At 29.4% G+C, this 20,855-nt stretch carries 21 protein-coding genes; 19 read left to right on the forward strand and 2 right to left on the reverse strand.

Annotated elements, in window-relative coordinates:
• Window positions 1-14 precede the first annotated feature (14 nt).
• The 13 genes from ACFYH6_RS05500 (at window position 15) to ACFYH6_RS05560 (ending at window position 12,883) form a co-directional block, all read left to right on the forward strand.
• Window positions 15-839, forward strand: a complete 825-nt coding sequence (locus tag ACFYH6_RS05500; RefSeq protein WP_416178946.1) for an AraC family transcriptional regulator — start codon at window positions 15-17, stop codon at window positions 837-839.
• A gap of 200 nt (window positions 840-1,039) precedes the next feature.
• Window positions 1,040-2,233: a GDSL-type esterase/lipase family protein gene (locus ACFYH6_RS05505; RefSeq protein WP_416178945.1), complete on the forward strand. Its 1,194-nt coding sequence runs from the start codon at window positions 1,040-1,042 to the stop codon at window positions 2,231-2,233.
• A gap of 6 nt (window positions 2,234-2,239) precedes the next feature.
• Window positions 2,240-3,076, forward strand: a complete 837-nt coding sequence (locus ACFYH6_RS05510) for a polysaccharide deacetylase family protein (RefSeq protein ID WP_416178944.1) — start codon at window positions 2,240-2,242, stop codon at window positions 3,074-3,076.
• A 13-nt stretch (window positions 3,077-3,089) separates the two neighbouring features.
• Complete coding sequence (locus ACFYH6_RS05515; protein ID WP_416178943.1) at window positions 3,090-3,914, forward strand: Nif3-like dinuclear metal center hexameric protein; 825 nt, start codon at window positions 3,090-3,092, stop codon at window positions 3,912-3,914.
• Between the two features lie 15 nt (window positions 3,915-3,929).
• Complete coding sequence (locus ACFYH6_RS05520; protein WP_416178942.1) at window positions 3,930-4,730, forward strand: alpha/beta hydrolase; 801 nt, start codon at window positions 3,930-3,932, stop codon at window positions 4,728-4,730.
• Between the two features lie 118 nt (window positions 4,731-4,848).
• A complete protein-coding gene (locus ACFYH6_RS05525) occupies window positions 4,849-6,258 on the forward strand; it encodes an MFS transporter (protein ID WP_416178941.1) in 1,410 nt (469 codons plus the stop codon).
• A 209-nt stretch (window positions 6,259-6,467) separates the two neighbouring features.
• Entirely contained in the window at window positions 6,468-6,887 is a 420-nt protein-coding gene (locus tag ACFYH6_RS05530) for a DUF3237 domain-containing protein (protein WP_416178940.1), read from the forward strand.
• A 201-nt stretch (window positions 6,888-7,088) separates the two neighbouring features.
• Entirely contained in the window at window positions 7,089-8,810 is a 1,722-nt protein-coding gene (locus tag ACFYH6_RS05535; RefSeq protein ID WP_416178939.1) for a S8 family peptidase, read from the forward strand.
• Between the two features lie 380 nt (window positions 8,811-9,190).
• Window positions 9,191-9,448 (forward strand): metal-sensitive transcriptional regulator, encoded by a 258-nt coding sequence (locus tag ACFYH6_RS05540; RefSeq protein ID WP_416178938.1) that lies wholly within the window; start codon window positions 9,191-9,193, stop codon window positions 9,446-9,448.
• Window positions 9,449-9,700: 252 nt separating this feature from the next.
• Window positions 9,701-10,273, forward strand: coding sequence for a sulfurtransferase TusA family protein (locus ACFYH6_RS05545; protein WP_416178937.1), 573 nt, complete (start codon window positions 9,701-9,703; stop codon window positions 10,271-10,273).
• A 69-nt stretch (window positions 10,274-10,342) separates the two neighbouring features.
• Window positions 10,343-10,738 (forward strand): DsrE/DsrF/DrsH-like family protein, encoded by a 396-nt coding sequence (locus tag ACFYH6_RS05550; RefSeq protein ID WP_416178936.1) that lies wholly within the window; start codon window positions 10,343-10,345, stop codon window positions 10,736-10,738.
• 40 nt (window positions 10,739-10,778) lie between these two features.
• Window positions 10,779-11,906 (forward strand): MBL fold metallo-hydrolase, encoded by a 1,128-nt coding sequence (locus tag ACFYH6_RS05555; protein ID WP_416178935.1) that lies wholly within the window; start codon window positions 10,779-10,781, stop codon window positions 11,904-11,906.
• A gap of 200 nt (window positions 11,907-12,106) precedes the next feature.
• A complete protein-coding gene (locus ACFYH6_RS05560; RefSeq protein WP_416178934.1) occupies window positions 12,107-12,883 on the forward strand; it encodes a sulfite exporter TauE/SafE family protein in 777 nt (258 codons plus the stop codon).
• A 202-nt stretch (window positions 12,884-13,085) separates the two neighbouring features.
• Here ACFYH6_RS05560 and ACFYH6_RS05565 read toward each other — a convergent pair whose 3' ends face one another.
• Together ACFYH6_RS05565 and ACFYH6_RS05570 are read right to left on the reverse strand one after the other, a co-directional pair.
• The gene (locus ACFYH6_RS05565; protein ID WP_416178933.1) at window positions 13,086-13,697 is read right to left on the reverse strand and encodes a hypothetical protein; all 612 of its coding nucleotides are present in this window, start codon (window positions 13,695-13,697) and stop codon (window positions 13,086-13,088) included.
• Complete coding sequence (locus tag ACFYH6_RS05570; RefSeq protein WP_416178932.1) at window positions 13,672-14,307, reverse strand: hypothetical protein; 636 nt, start codon at window positions 14,305-14,307, stop codon at window positions 13,672-13,674. Before ACFYH6_RS05570 ends, ACFYH6_RS05565 begins: the two co-directional genes overlap by 26 nt.
• 453 nt (window positions 14,308-14,760) lie before the next feature.
• Between ACFYH6_RS05570 and ACFYH6_RS05575 the strand changes: the two genes are divergently transcribed.
• The 6 genes from ACFYH6_RS05575 (at window position 14,761) to ACFYH6_RS05600 (ending at window position 20,795) form a co-directional block, all read left to right on the forward strand.
• Window positions 14,761-16,863, forward strand: a complete 2,103-nt coding sequence (locus ACFYH6_RS05575; RefSeq protein WP_416178931.1) for a BglG family transcription antiterminator — start codon at window positions 14,761-14,763, stop codon at window positions 16,861-16,863.
• Between the two features lie 12 nt (window positions 16,864-16,875).
• On the forward strand, window positions 16,876-17,157 hold the full coding sequence (locus tag ACFYH6_RS05580; protein ID WP_416178930.1) for a PTS sugar transporter subunit IIB: 282 nt from the start codon (window positions 16,876-16,878) through the stop codon (window positions 17,155-17,157).
• A 63-nt stretch (window positions 17,158-17,220) separates the two neighbouring features.
• Window positions 17,221-18,492: a PTS ascorbate transporter subunit IIC gene (locus tag ACFYH6_RS05585; protein WP_416178929.1), complete on the forward strand. Its 1,272-nt coding sequence runs from the start codon at window positions 17,221-17,223 to the stop codon at window positions 18,490-18,492.
• 97 nt (window positions 18,493-18,589) lie between these two features.
• On the forward strand, window positions 18,590-19,192 hold the full coding sequence (locus ACFYH6_RS05590) for a KpsF/GutQ family sugar-phosphate isomerase (RefSeq protein ID WP_416178928.1): 603 nt from the start codon (window positions 18,590-18,592) through the stop codon (window positions 19,190-19,192).
• 4 nt (window positions 19,193-19,196) lie between these two features.
• A complete protein-coding gene (gene dapA / locus ACFYH6_RS05595; RefSeq protein WP_416178927.1) occupies window positions 19,197-20,087 on the forward strand; it encodes a 4-hydroxy-tetrahydrodipicolinate synthase in 891 nt (296 codons plus the stop codon).
• A gap of 75 nt (window positions 20,088-20,162) precedes the next feature.
• Window positions 20,163-20,795, forward strand: coding sequence for a ketohydroxyglutarate aldolase (locus ACFYH6_RS05600; protein WP_416178926.1), 633 nt, complete (start codon window positions 20,163-20,165; stop codon window positions 20,793-20,795).
• Window positions 20,796-20,855 lie beyond the last annotated feature (60 nt).

Here is a 20,855-nt window from a genome sequence, read left to right on the forward strand (position 1 = left end):
AAGTAGGTAGTGAAATGAATTATGATCATGAAGTAATAGAGATAGATAATAGAATGGCAGCAAATGTGATTATTCATGAGGAGGCTAAATTCGTAGTTCCTGAGCATTGGCATAATCATTTAGAATTAACCTATATACTCAAAGGTGAAATGAATATTTGTATTGATGGAAATCCTTCATTGGTAAAGAGTGATGATTTAATATTAATTAATAGTAAGCAGGTACATTCCATCCAGGGTGATAATGAAGACGTATTTATAGGATTAACTATAATAGTATCTTATGATTTCTTGAAAAAAAGTTATCCAGATATAGATAAAATTATATTTGAATTAAGGGATAATAAAGAACTTATGGATTTAAAAAGAATTTTTAGAGAAATTGCAATATTTTATACTCAAAGTAATAATTCGCTAAATTATCTTAAAATAAATTCTTTAGTATATGAAGTGATGTATATTTTATTAAAAAATTATACTGTGAAAAAAGATAGTATTAACTCTTGTTTATCCCAAAAATATTTAGAGAGAATGATGAGAATAACTGATTATATAAATGAAAACTATAAAGACAATATTACATTAGAAAATGTAGCTATGAAGTTTAATTTCTCAAAAGAGTATTTATCCCGTAGCTTTACGAAGTATATGGGAATTAACTTTAAAAATTATTTAGTAAATGTTAGATTGAGTAATGCCTACAGGGATTTAATTAATACGGATTATTCAATAACACATATAGCATTAGAAAATGGTTTTCCTAATTTAAAATCATTTATAACAGCATTCAAAAGAACATATGGAGAAACTCCATATAAGTATATAAGAAATATGGATTAAGTAGAAAAATATAAGTATTTGTTATTGAAAAGATCAATATTTATACTTTTATTATTTGAAAATTTAAAATAAATCAATTTTTGACATAATAAGAGTTAAAGAAAAACAAGAGTAGAAATTTATAAATTGTTAAAATGATTACAGAAAAGATTTAGAATTATTATGTTTTAAATTAATTTTAATGTGATGGAGTATAGAAAATGGAATGGAAAACAGCGTGGAGTTATTGCCCCATTAATTATGATACTACTATTGGTAGTGTAAGTGATTTAACACAAAGAACATATTTTAAGAATAATATTTCAGGAAATAAAATTAAGTTAAAGTTTTCAAATATATATTCTAAAGAAGATTTAACTTTAGATAAAGTAGTAGTTGGTTCTAGAAAAAATAATGATAAAGAAATAAGTAATTTCATTAATGTCACTTACCAAGGAAAAGAAAAGATAGTAATTAAAAGTGGAGAAGAATTTTATAGTGATGACATTGATTTCGATATATTAGCAGGAGAAGAATTTGTCATTTCTATGTATGTAAAAGACAAAACTAATATTCAATCAGCCTGTTCTACATGGGCAGCAAGAAGCTGGCACACAGAATATATTAAAGGTGGAGATTTTACAGAAACTCAAAATATAGCTGGTGAGAAAAGTGAAGACATTTTTCCTTTTGTCAAAGCAGATGTAAATAAATCTAATATAGTGTTTGGTATATCAGAAATAAAGGTATTTACAAATAAAAATATCAAAACAGTGGTACTTTTTGGTGATTCAATTACTCATATGTCATATTATTATGATGCATTAATTGAAAGAATATATAGCAAATATCCTGATGAAATCACATTTATCAATAGGGGAATTGGTGGTAATAGAGTTCTTAATGATGCTACATATATAGAATCAATTGATGGCAAAGGTAAATTTTTTGGTGAAGCTGGAATAAAAAGATTTACTAATGATGTTTTAAGAGAGAAACCAGATGCGGTTTTTATTCTTGAAGGTGTAAATGATATCATGCATCCTTATCAATTTGATCATATGGATGAAGTAGTTACAGCAGAAGATTTAATTAATGGTATGAAAACACTTATTGATAAATTACACAGTATTAATAGTAGAGTTTATCTAGGAACTATTATGCCATTCTTTAATGAAGAATTTACTTGGATGACAGAAGGGGAAGCTACAAGAATTGCATACAACTCATGGGTAAGACAACAAAAAATTACTGATGGCATTATGGATTTTGACAAGGCAATAAGAGATAAAGATAATGAGCATTATATGAATAATAAAACTCATATAGGTGATGGATTACATCCAAATGTAGAAGGTGGAAAAGTAATGGCTGACTTAGTTAAGTTAGAATATCTTGGCTTGAAGGGAGAATAGTTTTTTATGATACAGCTAGTATTTCCAGAAGGAAAAGAAAAAGCATTTACAGCAAGTTATGATGATGGAACTATTTTCGATAAGGATTTAATAAAACTTATGAATGAGTATGGTATTAAAGGTACTTTTAATCTGAATTCATCTTTATTCGGAAAAGAAGGCAGAGCTGTCATAGATGGATATGATACAGATATCTCTAGAATACCCGAAGATGAAATTGTAGATTTGTACTGTAATCATGAAATAGCAGCTCATGCATATACTCATATGAAACTTACAGAATCAGATTTCGGAATGGTTTCATATGAGATCATTGAAGATAGAAAAAACTTAGAAAGATTGACTAATAGGATTATAAAGGGATTTGCATATCCTTTTGGGGTATATGATGATAACGTTATCCAAATTCTAAAAAATTGTGGTATTAATTATGCAAGAACAGTTGAGAATACAAGGAGTTTTGATATACCAAAGGATTTCCTCAGATGGCATCCAACCTGTCATCATAATGATGCAGAACTAATGAATTTAGCTAAAACTTTTTGTGAAGAAAATAATATCTTTGGAGAATCTCAGATATTTTATCTATGGGGACATTCCTATGAATTTTCACAAAAAAATAATTGGCAAGTAATAGAGAACTTGTTTAAATATCTACATGGATATAGGGACAAGATATGGATGGCATCAAATGGAGAAATCGTAGACTGTATGAAAAGGTTTAATAACCTTGAATATTCTGCAGATGGAAAATTTGTTTATAATCCTTCATGTGAACCAGTATGGATAAAAAATAATGGAGAGATAAAAAAAATAGATTCAGGATGTATTGAAGTTTTATAAGGAGAGATTAATTATGAAGGTATATGAAATTATCGATGAAATAATCAAAAAAACAGGACTAGAACCAATAGAATATGAAAAAACCTGTGATCATCTAATCATTGGTGACAAAGATAAAGAGGTGAAAAAGATTGTAACTACTTTTATGGCAACAGTAGAGGTAATAAAAAAAGCTGCAGAGATAGGTGCTGATTTTATTATTACTCATGAACCAACATGGTTTACTGCAAATGATAAGGTGGACTGGCTAGAAAATGATCCAATTTATTTAGAAAAGAAAAAACTTATAGAAGAAAATAATATTGCAATCTGGAGATTCCATGATCATATGCATATTGGAAATGAAGATGGGATATATAGAGGCTATGAAATAGAAACAGAATGGAATAAATATAGAATAGATAATCCAAAAGGAATGGAATGGTTTGGGGCTAGCTATGAGATTCCTGAAACATCATTAAGAGACCTATGCTTATTTTTTAAGGACAAGCTAGAAATGGATGTGGTTCAGATTGTTGGAAATCCTGAAATGACTGTAAAAAGAGTAGGTGTTCTTGTTGGAGGGGGAAGTCTTGGATTAGGAGTAGAGGAACTTCCTATGCAGCTTATGCTAAAGAACAATCTTGATACAGTAATATGTGGAGATATTACTGAATGGACCATTGTTCCATATGTAAGGGATGCTATAGAATTTGGACAAGATAAAGCTATGCTGATTTTAGGACATGAAAGAAGCGAAGAAATGGGAATGAAACATGCTGCTGCATGGGTAAAGGATATTGTTGGAGATATACCCGTTGAATTTATTGATGCAAAAGAACCATTCAAGTATATATAAAGGAGAAAAGTAAATATGGCACTAATGAAGGTGAATTTTTATTCACAAGCGCTAATGAAAGCAACAAATTTTAATATTGTAATTCCTAACGATTTATTACCAATAATGATAGAGGGAAATGAACATTATAAAAGAAAAACTAAAGCATTATATTTATTGCATGGATTTTCAGGAAATGAAAATGACTGGCTTTATGGAAGTCTAATACAGAATATTGCAGTACAATATAACATTGCTGTTATTATGCCTGCTGGCGATAATAGTTTTTATGTAAATGCTAATGGTACAGGTAAAAATTATGGAGACTATGTAAGCCAGGAATTAGTTGAATACACAAGGAAAGTATTTAATCTTTCTGATAAGAAAGAAGATACTTTTATAGGTGGATTATCTATGGGAGGATTTGGTGCAATACGTAATGGGCTAAATAATACTGATACTTTTGGAAAGATATTTGGGCTATCATCTGCACTAATTATAAATGATATTAAGAATAAAAAAGAAGACTTTAAAAATGAAGTAGCTGATTACTATTATTATGCATCTGTATTTGGAGATTTAAGTGAATTAGAAGAAAGTGATAAAAATCCTGAATATCTAATTAAACAATTAAAAAGAGAAGGTAAAGATATTCCGCCTATTTTTATGGCATGCGGAACTGAAGACTTCTTATTAAATCAAAATAGAGAGTTTAATGAGTTTTTAGTTAAAGAGGGAATCAATGTAGATTATAAGGAAAGCAAAGGAATCCATGACTGGAATTTCTGGAATGAATATTTGGAAAAGGCTGTGAAGTGGCTTTTAGATGAAAAATAGAATTGAAATCTAAAGATTTTAGGAGGACTTTTTACAAATTTTAAGTAAAAGAAATCTTAATATGAATCAGTAAAATATTAATTTATTAATATAATAATTTATTTATTAAGGAGGACTTATGGAAAATAATGTATCAAACGAAATACCTTTTTTAGGAAAAACTGGTCACAAGTATGGAAGTGTTGGACTAGGAAAAATGTCATTGTTAGAAAAAATTAGTTATGGATGTGGAAATATGGGATTATGTTTAATTACATCTTTAGTAACTACATACATGATGTATTTCTACTCTGATATTGTAAAAATTAGCTTAGTTCAAATATCAACAATAATGATGCTTGGAGGAGTTGCAGATGCAATTTCAGATCCACTTATGGGAATTATCATAGATAAGACAAATACTAAATGGGGGAAATGCAGACCTTACTTATTATTCTGCGCAATACCATTAGGACTTGTAGTATCATTTATGTTTAGAATACCTGATGCTAGTAGCTCAATAAAATACATATATTGTTTAGTAATGTATATTTTATATACTATAGCTTATACTGCTATATGTATTCCTCAAACAGTTATGCTTGCAAGTGTTACTGATGATGAAAAAGACAGGTTACAAACAAATATGTTTGGAACACTAGGAACTAACATGGGACAATTATTAGTTGGTGCACTAACAATAACATTAGTATCATTTTTAGGTGCTGGTTCAGAATATAAAGGATATCAACGTACAATTATAATCTTTGCTACAGTTGGAGTATTACTTTTATTAACTTGCTTTAAGAATTCACGTGAAAGAATTACACAAGCTCACGGAGAAAAAATAACTGTAAAAGATTTATTACAAGCATTCAAAAACCTACCATGGTTTATTTGTACACTAACTATTCTATTAAATATAGCTGCAATTGTAGTTCGTGCAACTCAAACTATATACTATGCTCAATATGTTGTAGGAAATGTAGCTATAGGAGCTATTTTATTAACAATAGCTAACTTAATGGGTATTCCAATAGCAATGCTTGTTCCAGTACTTGCTCCTAAAATGGGAAAAAGAAATATGGTTATCATGGGAAGTTTCCTGGCTATAGGAGGTTGTGTAGGAGTTTATTTCTCTACAAGTAGTACAGCATTAATTTTATTCTTTACAGTAATTGCTTCTGTAGGTATGTCAATACCAAATAGTGTTGTTAATGTAATGTCTGCAGAAAGTGTTGATTACGGCGAATGGAAGAATGGTAAAAGAGTTCAAGGATCATTATTAGCATTCATAGGATTTGGAGTTAAAATAGCAAATTCTGTTGCTACTATGTTAGCATCTGCAATTCTAGCAAGTAATGGGTATATTGGAGGAGAAGCTGTTCAAACTGAAGCTGCAGTTAAAGCTATACAATTCAATTATTTAGTTATACCAATGATTATGTTTGGTATAATCATCATAGCTAATTTATTTTATAAATTAGATAAACAATATCCTCAAATAAAAGCAGAATTAGATGCTAGAAGAAAAGCAGTAGCACAATAATTTAACTATTTGTTAATTAAATTCGCACCTCAAATAAATAATATTTGAGGTGCCTTTTTATCTATGGATATGCTTAGGTTTGAAATACTTATAAATTAACTTAAAAGATACTAATAATGTATAAATTAAAATCTTTAAATATATATATCAGTAAGTTGATATGAAAACTATAAATAATATTAATATAAAAGTTAGGAGAGTATGATAATATGGTGAATTTACAAGCGGAATTAATTTTAAATATACATGTAATATGTTCAAATAATTTAGAGGTAGGAAAAGTTGTTGATGGTAACCTTAATGTTATTCCTATTATAGGAGGTACTTTTGATGGTAAGATCAAAGGAAGTGTAATGCCTATTGGTGCAGACTGGAATATAGATAGGGGGAATGGCATAGCTCATGCAAGTGCTAAATATGTGCTTAAAACTGAAGATGATGAGTATATATCTATTGAAAATGAAGGTGTTATTAATTTTCTTAATGAAAGTACTATAAAAACAAGAACTAAGTTTTTAGTAGACAATAGCAGCAAATATGCCTGGTTAAATACGGGGGTATATGTAGGTGCCTTAGAAGGTGGAGATAAATCTGGAGAAATAGAAATTAAAGTTTATAGAATGATGTAATACAAAAGAGAAATTAGCAATAAATCCACCACACAAATGTCGTGGATTAAATTTTTAGTAGAATAAAATATTGAACTATAAATAAATGAGATTTTTTAGCCTTAACCCTTTTAAGTAAGTGGTTAAGGCTATTTTCTTTGAATAAGTAATAATTTACACAAATATATTATATTAAATACTACTTATAAGGGGAAACAATTAGTGAATAGAAATACTTGCAATCTATTTATAGACCAAGATGATGTAGAAGAGTATCTAATAGAATATAGGGGGAATATATTAGAACAAATGAAGAACATTGATTATGCCTGTGTATTTAGAGTCACAAGTAAATTAGCCTTACTGGCTGTAAAAGGTGATAGGTTGGAGGAACTTAGAAAAAATGTCCCTGCAATTATATTTGTAAACTTTAGAAATATGTATGTTTTAGAAGGGACAAGTGTAGAAGATGTAAGTAATATTAATCCTATAAAAATTAATAAGTATTTAAATCTAACTGGAAGAGGAGTAATAATCGGGATAGTTGATACTGGCATAGATTATACAAATAGAGAATTTTTAAGAGAAGACAATACTTCTAGAATTGAGGTTATATGGGATCAAACTATAAATTTACCTAATTCCAATCAGAATCCAGATGAGGTATTTACAGGAACAATTTTTGATAATACTAAAATTAATGAAGCTATTAAAGCAAAGTTAAGTGGAAATGATCCGTATGCTATAGTGCCATCAAAAGATGAAATAGGACATGGCACTCAAATGGCAAGTATAGCAGGTGCACGAGGATATGATGAAGATGTTGAAGGTGTAGCTAATGACTGTACTTTTGCTATAGTAAAACTTAAAGAGTCAAAAAAGTTTAAAAAGCAACTTGAAGATGAAAATATAAGAAATGTTCCAGTATATTATCTAAGTTCTATAATAGCAGGAATAGAGTATTTGAAAAATTATGCATTAAAAGTGAAAAAACCAATGATTATATTAAATTCTATTGGTACTTCAGAACATAGTCATGATTCTAGCGATATATTTTCTAGATATTTAAATAGAATAGCTAGTTATAGAGGGCTTGTTTTTGTAGCAGGCTGTGGTAATGAAGGATTAGCAGAAGGGCATGCTTCTGGATATATAACTGGTATTGGTGACGTAAAAGAAGTTGAATTACAAGTTGGGGAAAGCATGAAGCTTTTGCAATTCAAGGTATATGTAAGGCGACCTAATAAAATGGCTATAGCAGTTATTGCTCCAAGTTCTGAGAGTTCTGAATTTATGAGTTCTAACCTTTATAAAGAAAAAGTTATAGAATATGTTCTTGAAAATACAACATTAAAGATTGATTTTTACAACGTTGATAACTTTACTGGATTACAGACTTTTGTTTTATCATTTTCAAATATTAAAGCTGGCATATGGAAAATAAGATTAAAGGGAGAATATATAGTTAATGGTAGGTTTGATATTTGGATGTTTTCTAGAAAGATGTTAAAGGGTGAAACTTCCTTAACTTCTCCATGTACTTGTGGAACCATTACAAATCCAAGTACAAGCAGATATTCCTTAACTATAAGCAATTATAATCAAAATAATATAACAGTTTATCCTAAATCAGGATTAGCTACTACATCAATAGAAGGTTTTGAAATAGATGTTGCAGCTGGTGGGGTAGATGTAAAATGTATATTTTTAAATAATCAAAGAGTTTATATTACAGGAACAAGTGTATCAGCCGCTGTAGCTACAGGAGCAGCTTTATTATTATTTCAATGGGGAATAGTAGAAGGGAATGATCCCTATATGTATTCTCAAACTCTTAAGTCCTATATGTTAAGAGGGACATATAGAAGAAAAAATGATATATATCCTAATATAGAATGGGGGTATGGAATTTTAGATTTGTTAGGAGTATTTACAAACTTATAAGCAAAAAGGAACAAGGTGTAGTAATATTTCGCTTCCACCAATAAATCCACGATATTATTGTCGTGGATTTTACTTTACCTTTACTTTTTACTTTTTCAATAATCACTTCAATTGTTGGATTTTGAGGATAATTATTATTTGTTAGAAATAGATGTTGACAATATACCATAGGGGGTATATAATGAGATTAACAACATAGAACATAGACATTATATTTATAGATAAAGTTATTAAATATAATTTAAAAATTATCTGTAGAATAAAAAGAATATTAAGATTATTTACTTTAATCCTAGGTATTCACCTGTTGACAATATACCCCGTATGGTATATAATGTGTTAAAAAATAATAATATAGTACATATATTAGGGGTGAAATTATGAAATACAATCATAAAGTTGTAAATAGGATTAAAAGATTAGAAGGCCAATTAAAAGGTATATTAAATATGATGGAAGATGAAAAGGAATGTAAAGAAGTTATAACACAACTTTCAGCAGTTCGATCAGCTATTGATAGGTCCATAGGAATTATTGTTAGTGAAAATCTTGTAAAGTCTGTAACACAAGAAGACACTGAAGAGAATAAACATAAAATTGTACAAGAAGCTGTAGATCTTCTAGTAAAAAGCAGATAAATTTTTTTTAAGAAAAATATACCCTATAGGGTATAATGGCTTTGAGTAAAATTTAATTGTATTACACAACTTATAATTTTATCTATTAGTACTATATATTATTTGATGATTTACTTCTAATAAAGAAATAAAGTAAATATCAAGCTTAGAAATTAAGAAAGACAGGACCTTATTATTCAAGAGTTCAGTAATAATCTTGAAGAGAGAATAGGAAAAATATAAAAAATAAAAAATATTAAGGAGAAAATTTATATGAAAAATATAAAGGTTGATTTAGTAGTAGATGCAAATGGGTTATCATGCCCTATGCCAATAGTAAAACTTAAGAAGGGTATGGCTCAATTAGAAGTTGGTCAAGTGGTTGAACTTCAATCAACTGATAAGGGTTCAATGGCAGATGTAAAAGCTTGGGCAAATAATACTGGATACCAATACTTAGGTAGTTTTCAAGATGAAGGAGTATTCAAGCATTATATTAGAAAAGAATCTTCTAATGAAGTAATAGAGAAAAAACATGAAGTAACAACTACAAATGATGAGTTAATTAAGAAGATTCATGCTAAAGAAGATATACAAATTGTAGATGTAAGAGAAGAAGCAGAATATGTTTTTGCTCATATACCTAATGCTATATCTATGCCTTTAGGGGATTTAGAAGATAATATTTCTAAGTTATCTAAAGATAAAGAAGTATATGTAATTTGTAGAACAGGTCATAGAAGTGATTTAGCAGCACAAATGCTTTCTGATAATGGTTTTAATAAGGTTATAAATGTTATTCCTGGAATGAGTAATTGGACAGGGGACATAGAAGGAATAAATTAATATAATATTTAAGTAAAATTATATAAATATATAATAGAGGATAATGTAATAATAGAGGAGGAAATAAGAATGAGTAAAAAGGTAGCTATAATATCTAGCAATGGAGATATATTTAACGCTTATAAAGTTTTTAACATTGCTAATGCAGCAGCAGCAACAGATATGGAGGTAACAGTTTTCTTTACCTTTGAAGGACTTAACCTTATTCACAAGCAAGGAGTTAAGGGAATTGTAATGCCAAAGGGAAATGAGCAATTAGAGGAAGGCTTTAAAAATGCTAATGTACTTTCAGTAGAAGAACTTGCTTTAATGGCACAAGAAATGGATGTTAAATTTATTGCATGTCAAATGACTATGGATGTTATGGGAATTAATAAAGAAGATTTATTTGACAATATTGAAGTAGTCGGAGCTGTAACATTTTTAGAATTTGCTAAAGATGCAGATATTACTTTAAGTTTCTAAATTTTTTTAAAAAAATAATACCTAAGGGGGTATACTTGAGATGAGTATAAGAAAAGTAAATGTAAAAGAAATAACTAAAAAAGTAATTAATAAAGAAAAATTATTTATATTAGACGTTAGAAATACAGAAGAATTTAAAGATTGGAAAATAGAGGGTAAAAACTTTACCCATATGAATGTTCCTTACTTTGATCTTTTAGATGGAGTGGACAGTATTACAGATAAGCTTCCTAAAAACGAAGAATTATTAGTAGTATGTGCTAAGGAAGGATCTTCTTTAATGATAGCTGATATGTTAGATGAAGCTGGATTTAAAGCATCATATCTTGAAGGTGGTATGAAAAGCTATAGTGAATATTTAGAACCATTAAAGGTTGCGGATTTAAAGAGCGGAGGAGAACTTTATCAATTTGTTCGTATAGGTAAGGGATGTCTTTCTTACATGATTATCTCTGATGGTGAAGCAGCTGTAATAGATGCTACAAGATTCATTAATATCTATAGTGATTTTGCAAATTCAAAGGGTGCTAAGATTAAACATGTATTTGATACACATCTTCATGCAGATCATATTTCAGGAGGACGTTTCCTTGCTGAAAAGACAGAAGCAAAATATTATCTTCCACCAAAGGATGCAGAAGGGGTAACATTTAGCTATAATCCTTTAGAAGATGGATTAGAAATTGTTGTAGGTAGCAGTTCTGTAGATATTCATGCTTTATATTCTCCAGGACATACTATTGGATCAACTTCTTTTATTGTAGATAATAGCTATTTACTTACAGGAGATATACTATTTATTGACTCAATAGGAAGACCAGATCTTGCAGGACTTGCTGAAGATTGGGTATTGGATTTAAGAGAAAGTCTATATAAGAAATATAGAGAATTATCTAATGAACTTTTAGTACTTCCAGCTCACTTTATGATAGTAGATGAACTTAATGAAGATGGAACTGTAGGCAAGAAATTGGGAGAACTTTTTGAAAAAAATCATGGTCTAAATATAAAGGATGAAGAGGAATTTAAAAATCTTGTTACAAAGAATCTTCCACCTCAACCTAATGACTATAAAGATATAAGACTAGCCAATATTGGTAATATATCTCCAGATGAAGATAGACAAAGAGAAATGGAGATTGGCCCTAATAGATGTGCAGTTAGATAGTTTATAGGGTGCTGTGGCACAATGTAAAATTAATAATTAAAAATGTAAAATAAATGAATAAACTCCTTCAGGAGTTTATGAAAAAGATATATTTTTAGTAATTTGGAACAATTACTTCAATAATTCTTCATTTTACATTCTAAACTTTTAATTAGAGGCTGCTTGGACAGCCTCTTTATTAAATACCTAGGAGGAAACAAATGGAAATTTCATATATAATAACAATATTTTTAATAGGATTTATAGGATCATATTTATCAGGAATGCTTGGAATAGGAGGTTCTATAATTAAATACCCAATGCTTTTATATATACCACCACTATTTGGGTTAGCAGCCTTTAGTGCTCATGAGGTATCAGGTATTAGTGCTGTTCAAGTATTCTTTGCTACTATTGGTGGAATTATGGTCTATAGAAAAAGTGGCTATTTAAATAAAAAGCTAATAGGTTATATGGGAATAAGTATTTTGATAGGAAGCCTTATAGGAAGTTATGGCTCTAAGTTTTTATCAGAAGAAATTATTAATATAATTTATGGGGTACTTGCTTTATTAGCAGCTATATTAATGTTTATCCCTAAAAAAAATAATGAAGATGTACCTATGGAAATGGTAAGCTTCAATAAAATTTTAGCTTCTGGACTTGCTTTTGTTGTTGGAGTAGGATCAGGGATTGTAGGAGCTGCAGGTGCATTTTTATTAGTTCCTATAATGCTTGTAGTTTTAAAGATTCCTACTCGTATGACTATAGCATCATCTCTTGCGATAACATTTATATCATCTATAGGTTCTATGGTAGGAAAGATTACTACAGGACAAGTAGAATTAGTTCCAGCTTTAATAATGGTAGTAGCAAGTCTTATTGCATCTCCATTAGGGGCAGCCTCTAGTAAGAAAGTTAATGCAAAAATACTTAAAAATGCTTTAGCAGTACTTATCCTTGCTACAGCAGTGAAAATATGGATGGGTATATTGTAGAATAAAAGTAGTGCTAACTATAAAATATTTTTATTTAAATAAAACAAGTTATTTTTTATAGTAGTCTCAATTAATGAGAAATTATAGAATTAATAATAAAAAATCGAACTAACTTCAAAAGTAGTTCGATTTTTTATTATTATGATTTAATTATGTAAAAATATATTATATTTTTAGTGTAAATATCTGTTGATAATATTATTTATTTTGTAAACTCTCCAAGGCTTAGCCATGGAAATAAATTATCAAGGAAAGCTTCTGTGGCTGGCATAAAATAAGAGCCAAAGTGATAGTCAGGATCTAAGGTGGTAATAATCCAAGTTCCCTTTGATGATACCTCATCAATATATAATACAGCTCCATTATCTTCTGTGGCAATTAATGTTGTTGTATTAGCTGGAGGCCAAAATACACCATGTTGGTGCCAAGTACAATCTTTTAATGTGAAGTAGTTATAGAATGGATGATCCTCATTCTTAACTCTTAAGCCACTATCTGGATTTTCTTCTCTCCACCACCAGAAGTTTGTTGGGCGATCCTCCCATTTTTGATTAGGTATCCATTCCCAGGGCTGTGGGCCAAAGACAACAACTGTATTCCCATTATCAGCAAAGTCTCTAATCTTGTCAGCAGACTTTAGTAATAACTTTGAGTTAAGCTGAGAAGGCACAATTAGTACATCATAGGGGGTAAGGTCTGTGTCTAGAAATTCTGGGAAGTATATAAGCTTTTCTATATATTGGGCGTATTTAGGCTCATGGAAAGTACGATAATGAGGTGCTTGTCCACTATAAATTACTGCTATTTTTCTCATTATTCATCCCTCCAGATATTTCTTTATTTAATAAAGTAATTAATTGCTCACTAATTTTATTTGTTGTGTTATTTTTATTTTTGTATCCTAAAATATTTCTACCTGCATGAAGAATTATAGTTCCCTTTGTACTATGTCGATCTATATAAGTAATAATTTTTCCGTCTGTAAATGTTAAGCAAACTTCAGCACTTTCTGGTGGATAATAATAACCACGGGCAAAAAATCCTGCCACACCTTTGTTATAAACCATATCTTCCATTTTAACACCATTAAATAGCGGTGAGCCAGGTATAGTTTGTACAAAGTAATCTTTATGACTATTAATTTTTTTAGGCATAAATAATGAAGCTCCTGGTAACCAATTACGGAATAAATGGCCAGAGAATATAACTACTTTTCCTTCATTTAAAAAATTCTCAATGATATCCTTGTGTTTATATAAGTACTCTTGATTAATAAAATATGTAATTAATAAAACATTGTATTTAGATAAATAAGTGGTCTCAAGTTCATATTCATCAATAACTGATATGTAAAAATCCTTTTTCTTTTCTTCTTCCTCAGCAAAGGCATGAGAGGGACTTAGTTCTAAAATTTTCAATTCCATTAGTAATCTCCCTTGAATTCTATATTTTCATATGTTTAAACTATAAAATCTGAAATCTTTTTATTTATGACATTGTTGCTACTTACTGAATTTTATTTTTAATTGATAGTAAATATCAATTATCTTATAAACAATATTAATTATTAAATAAAAGCTTGTCAAGTTACTTTATATAATTAATTATTTAGAACTTACTATAAAGTTGTAAAGACTTTAAGAAGATTAAAATTATCTGAAAGTCTTATTTATATAGAATAAATAAATATATTAATTTATATAAATATATCAATAAAATAATGTGTTATTTTTGTAATATATAAGTACAAAAATCGGACAAAAAATGAATTGAAAAAGTTATCATTTTAAAATAGAATAAAACATGAGGAGGGACTTGATGGAAAAATAACAAAAATATGAGGACTAATCTTGAGATGAAAGTAGGTTTGGATAGAAGTGGACAAAGAGCTTATATTAATTCTTAAAATGTTATTGAATAATTCATTGATTACAACAAGAAAATTACAAGAAGAATCTAATTATTCAAAAAGACAAATTGATTATAGGATAAATAAAATAAATAATATGCTTAAAGCAGAAAATGTTCCACTGATATCATTAAGAGCTGAAAAAGATATTATGATTAGTAAAGAAACTAAGAAAGCAATAAAAGAAATTTTAGAAAAAAACTGTTCAAAGAATACTTACTATTTAAGTAAGGAAGAAAGACTTTTATGTATGTATTTAATGCTTTTTATAAATCAAGAGGAACTATCAATTAATCATTTTACTTATTTCTTAAAAATCAGTAGATCCACTTTAAATCTTGACTTTAAAGATTTAATTCCAGAGCTTGAGAAAAAAGGAATAAAAGTTAAGAATAGTCGATCTAATGGTTATTACCTAGTTGGTTCTGAAATGGAAATAAGAAGGGTACTTATTAAAAATATTATAGAAACTTTAGCAAATGAAAAAAGCTCTAGAGTATTTGATATTTTTATTGAAGAATATAATTTAGATAGTTTTGAAGAAGCAAAGAAGAATATATTAAAGCTTGTTGATAAATACAAAATTACTTTCGTGGAAGATAGGCTAGTGGAATTTATATATATATTCATATTTTTAAAAGCAAGAATGTACTCCAAGAGAGTAGAGGTTTTAGAAAATATGGATATTCCAAAGGTTTCTGTTATGAAATCCATGAAGGAATATAAATTTGCTGAAGAATTATTACAAATATATGAAAGTAAAGAACTTATAAAGTCTCATGATATAACATACATAAGCGCTTGGATTTTAGGAATATCAGTAGGTAATTATGATGAGCATACTGAAGATAGAGAAGTAATATTAGAAATTGTAAATAAAATCATGATGAAATTTGGATATCTAAGTGGCGTTTATTACATAAGTCAAAAGAAAATATGTAAGCAATTATATTCTCATTTTAGATCAGCTTATTATAGACTTCTGTTTAAATTGCCTATATGCAATCCTCTTTGTCAAAGAGTAAAAGAAGAATATAAATTAGTATATAAAATTGTAAGTAATACGATGAATGAGTTTTGCGGCTTATTTGGAGAAGAAATCCAAGAAGAAGAATTAGCATACTTAACAATGCATTTTGCCATATTTTTCTCAAATAGAAAAGAATGTGATGCTATTAGAAAAAAAGTTGCATTAATTGTTTGTTCAAATGGAGTAGGAAGCTCAGCAATTTTATATTCAGAGCTTACAGGTCTATTTCCTGATATACATTTTCTACACCCTGTGGAATCGTATTCATTAGAAAAATTTATAGATTCTGTTGATATTATATTTACTACAAATGATAAAGTAGAAAAATTTAATATAGATGTACCAATAATTAAAGTTAGTCCAGTTATGACTACTGCTGAAAAGTATAAAGTTACAAGAGAGGTTTATATTCAGTTAGGAGAGATTTTCTTCAAGCAACCTAAAGTAGAAGAGGTAATGAATATAATAAAAAAATATGCAAATATAACTTCAGAAAATATGCTTTTAAATGAGCTATCAGCTTATTTTAAACAAATAGAAAATTATAAACAAGTAGAAAGTTCTACATTTAGGGAAGGAGAAGGACCAATGTTAAGTGAAATAACTAATGAAACACTAATAAAGCTAAATGTAAAGGCTAAAGATTGGGAGGATGCTATAAGACAATCAGCTTCTGTTCTAGTTGAAAATAATAAAGCTAGTGAAGCTTATGTAGATGCTATGGTTGCTACAACTAAAGAATCAGGGCCATACATTGTTATAACTAAACATGTAGCTCTTCCACACGCTAGACCTGAAGCAGGAGCAAAAGATATAGCAATAGGAATTGCAACTTTAGAGACTCCAGTTAAATTTGGAAATGATGAAAATGATCCAGTTAAGTATGTATTTTCTCTAAGTGCAGTAGATAGCAATAGTCATTTACGTGCAATGTCTGAGTTAGTTGAATTATTAGATGAAGAAGAATTTTTTAGAGTATTAGATAATGCTAAAAAAGAAGAAGAAATTATTAATTATATAAAAGAAAAGGAATTACAATAGGAGGAATTTATTATGTACAAACTTTTAATAGCATGTAGAGCAGGAGTTGGCTCAAGTTTAATGTTAAAAATAAAAACTCAACAAGTTATAAAGGAGAATAATTTTCCAATTGAGGTTGAACATGGTTCATTAGATTCAGTTAGTGGATTTAATGGAGATGCTGCATTAACATTAGTTGATGTTGCAGAAGAATTAAAGAGTAAAAATTTAAAATTTGACGTAATTGGCATTCATAACATTGTAGATCGTAATGAAATTAAATCAGCATTAGAAAAATTTCTTGAATCAAAATAAAAATAAATTTAATAGAAATTAAAAGGCACATTAAATTAATATTAAGAGAATAGGAGATTTACAATGGAATTTATAATTAGTTTATTAAGCACCCCAGCTATATTACTTGGTTTAGTTGCATTAATAGGATTAATGCTTCAAAAGAAATCAGCAGTTGAAGTATTTACTGGAGCTGCAAAAACTGTTATTGGATTTTTAATATTCGGTATTGGTGCTAATGCTATGACAGGAGCATTACAAAATTTTAATAAGCTATTTGAATATGGTTTTGGAATTACAGGAGTTATAGCTTCACCTGAGGCTGCAACAGCTCTTGCTCAAGGAACATATGGTTTTGCAGTTTCTTGTACATTAATACTTGGATTTATATTAAACATAGTTTTTGCTCGTATTACAAAGTTTAAGAATATATTCTTTACAACAGGACATAGTTTATTCTTTGCTTGTGTATTAACCTTAATCATGAAAGCACATGGCTTTGATGATACAACTACTATTATAGTAGGTGGAGCTATTTTAGGTTTTATGTCAGCAGCATTACCTCAATTCTGTCAACCATTTATGCGTGAATTAACAGGTGGAGATGAACAAGCTATTGGTCATTTCAACATGATTGGTTATGGATTATCAGGTTATATTGGACGTATATTCTCAAAACATAAAAATGATACAACAGAAAGTATCAAATTCCCAGGTTGGTTATCAATTTTCAGAGATTTCTTAATGGGATTATCAATAGTAATGTTAATTTTATTCTATGTTGCAACATTAAAAGCAGGTAAAGAATTTGCAACAGGAATTGCTGGATCAACACATTGGTTAGTGTTTCCAATAGTACAAGCGTTCACATTTGCAGCTGGTATGTCAGTATTGATGACAGGTGTTCGTATGTTCCTAGCTGAAATAACAGCAGCATTCGTAATTATTTCTGAAAAATTTATACCTGGTTCACGTCCTGCATTAGACGTACCAACAGTATTCCCATATGCACCAAATGCAGTTATTATTGGATTTATTTCAGCATATGCTGCAGGATTACTAGCAGTATTTGTTATGGCTGCTTTACCAAGTATATTCCCTGTAGTAATTATTCCTGCGGCTCATATATGTTTCTTCTCAGGAGGTACAGCAGCGGTATTTGGTAATTCATCAGGTGGATGGAGAGGAGCAGTTTTAGGATCCTTCGTAGTTGGATTATTACTTGCATTCTTACCAACAATACTATATCCACTATATGGATCTTTAGGAGTTGAAGGGGCAACATTCCCTAATGTAGATTACAACGTAGTTGGAACAATACTACATAAGATTTTACAATTTATCAAGCCTATGTAAGCTATTTTAAATTACTATAAATAATTTTATTTCACATTTCACATTTATCATATGATGGAGCTGCTTAGGCAGCTCCATAGTTTTAAGGAGGAGACCTATGAAAGATAAAACTCTATCAGAATTTTTAAATAGATTATCTAATGAAGTAGAAAGATTTATATCATCAGTTGATGAAGTAAACATAAATAAAGCCTGTGAATTAATTTTTGAAACAGAAAAAAATCATGGACGTGTTCATGTAACAGGAATTGGGAAGCCAGGACATGTATCAGGATATATTTCTTCACTATTATCTTCTACAGGAACTCCAGCTTATACTCTTGATGGTACAGAAGCAGTACATGGTTCAAGTGGACAAGTTAAACCAAATGATGTAGTAATTGCTATATCAAATAGTGGAGAAACACAAGAATTAAAAGCAACTATTGAAACATTAAAAGCAAATGGAGCAAAAATTATAGGCGTTAGTGGAAATGATGAATCCTGGCTTAAAGAAGCTTCAGATGTATTTTTATTTGCTGGAGTTAAACAAGAAGGTGATAATCTTAATAAAGCACCAAGAGCTTCAATTCTTGCTGAAATTATAGTATTACAATCATTAAGTGTTGCCCTGCAAGAGGCAAAAGGACTAGATGCTAAGCAATATTTAAAATGGCATCCAGGTGGAAGTCTTGGACAATCTATAAGGGAAGGAAGATAAAGCTATGGATTATAAAGGTATTATATGTGCAATGATAACACCCCTTGATGAAAATCAAAATATTAATCCCCAAGCAACATGTGAATTAATTGATTACTTAATTGATAGTGGAGTCTACGGATTATTTATTTTAGGAACTAATGGTGAATGTCATGTCCTAACTGATGATGAAAAAGTTGAATTTGCAAAAATTGTTATTGAACATACTAATAACCGTGTTCCTGTTTTTGTTGGAACTGGGGGGAATTCTACAAGAGAAGTAATTGCTTTATCAAAGAGAATGGAGGAAATTGGTGCAAGTGCCTTATCAATTATTACACCATATTTCGTACCTCCAACACAGCAGGAATTAATTTTACATTATAAAACTATTGCTGAGTCAGTTAGTTTACCAATTATGATGTATAATATGCCTGGAAAAACTGGAATTAATATTGAACCTGAATCAGTAAGAGAGTTAGCAAAGGTAAAAAATATAGTTGGAATTAAAGACAGTAGTGGCAATTTAAATAATATGAAGGCTTATCTTGAAGTCACTAAAGGTGAAGATTTTGGTGTATTCTCAGGATCAGATTCACTTATTCTTGAAATATTAAAGGCTGGTGGCCAAGGGGCAGTTGCAGCTACAGCAAATTTCTTAACTGAAATTGATGTTGCTATTTATAATAATTTTATAAAGGGTGATATGGAAGGAGCACAAAAAGCTCAAGAAAGCATTGAAGAACTTCGTCGTATATTAAAGCTTGGAACAATTCCATCAGTTATAAAAAAGACAGTTGTTTTAAATGGAATTAATGTTGGCCCAGCAAGATTACCTGTAACTGAGCCAAAAGGTGAAGCTTTAGAGGAAATTAAGAAGGTAGTTAAAGAGTACCAAAAAACATTTAGTAATTAGTTTTTATAAGGAAACTATATTTAATTGTAGAATTCTTATGATTCAGAAGATTTGTGAAATATTGAGGTGAATAATATGAAGAAGGTTAATATAATAAATAAAATGGTAGAGATTGGTGCCCTTGCAATAGTAAGAGCAAAGACAATTGAACGTGCATGTGAAATTGCTGATGGATGTATAAAGGGTGGAATACCTGTTATGGAAATGAGCTATACACTAAATAATGCAGGGGAAGTAATTAAAGGACTTAAAGAAAAATACGGTGATTCACTTGTAGTTGGTGCAGGAACTGTTTTAGATAGTGAAACAGCTCGTCATGCTATTTTAAATGGAGCAGAATTCATTATTGCACCAAACTACAATGAAGATGTAGCAAAAATTTGTAATAGATATCAAATACCCTATGCACCAGGATGTACATCATTAACAGAAGCTGTAGATGGACTAACAATGGGAGCGTCTTTTATAAAAGCCTTCCCAATATCAGATTTCTATGGACCTAAGTTAGTAAAGGTATTTAAAACGCCATTACCAGATATGCCTATTTTAGCAAGTGGTGGAATTACTTTAGATAATCTACATATATGGCTTGAAAATGGAGTTGAAGTATGTGGATTTGGTGGATTACTAACGACTGGAACTAGTGAAGATATAGCTAATAATGCAAGTAAAATCCGTGAAATAATAAAAAATTCAAGAGAAAAATAAAAGATAAGGAGCTGCTTAAGCAGCTCTACATTTTTCATTATTAATTTTACATTGCGGTAT

Origin of the sequence: Clostridium sp. HCS.1 (assembly GCF_047900555.1) — a bacterium.
Taxonomy (GTDB): Bacteria; Bacillota; Clostridia; order Clostridiales; family Clostridiaceae; genus Clostridium.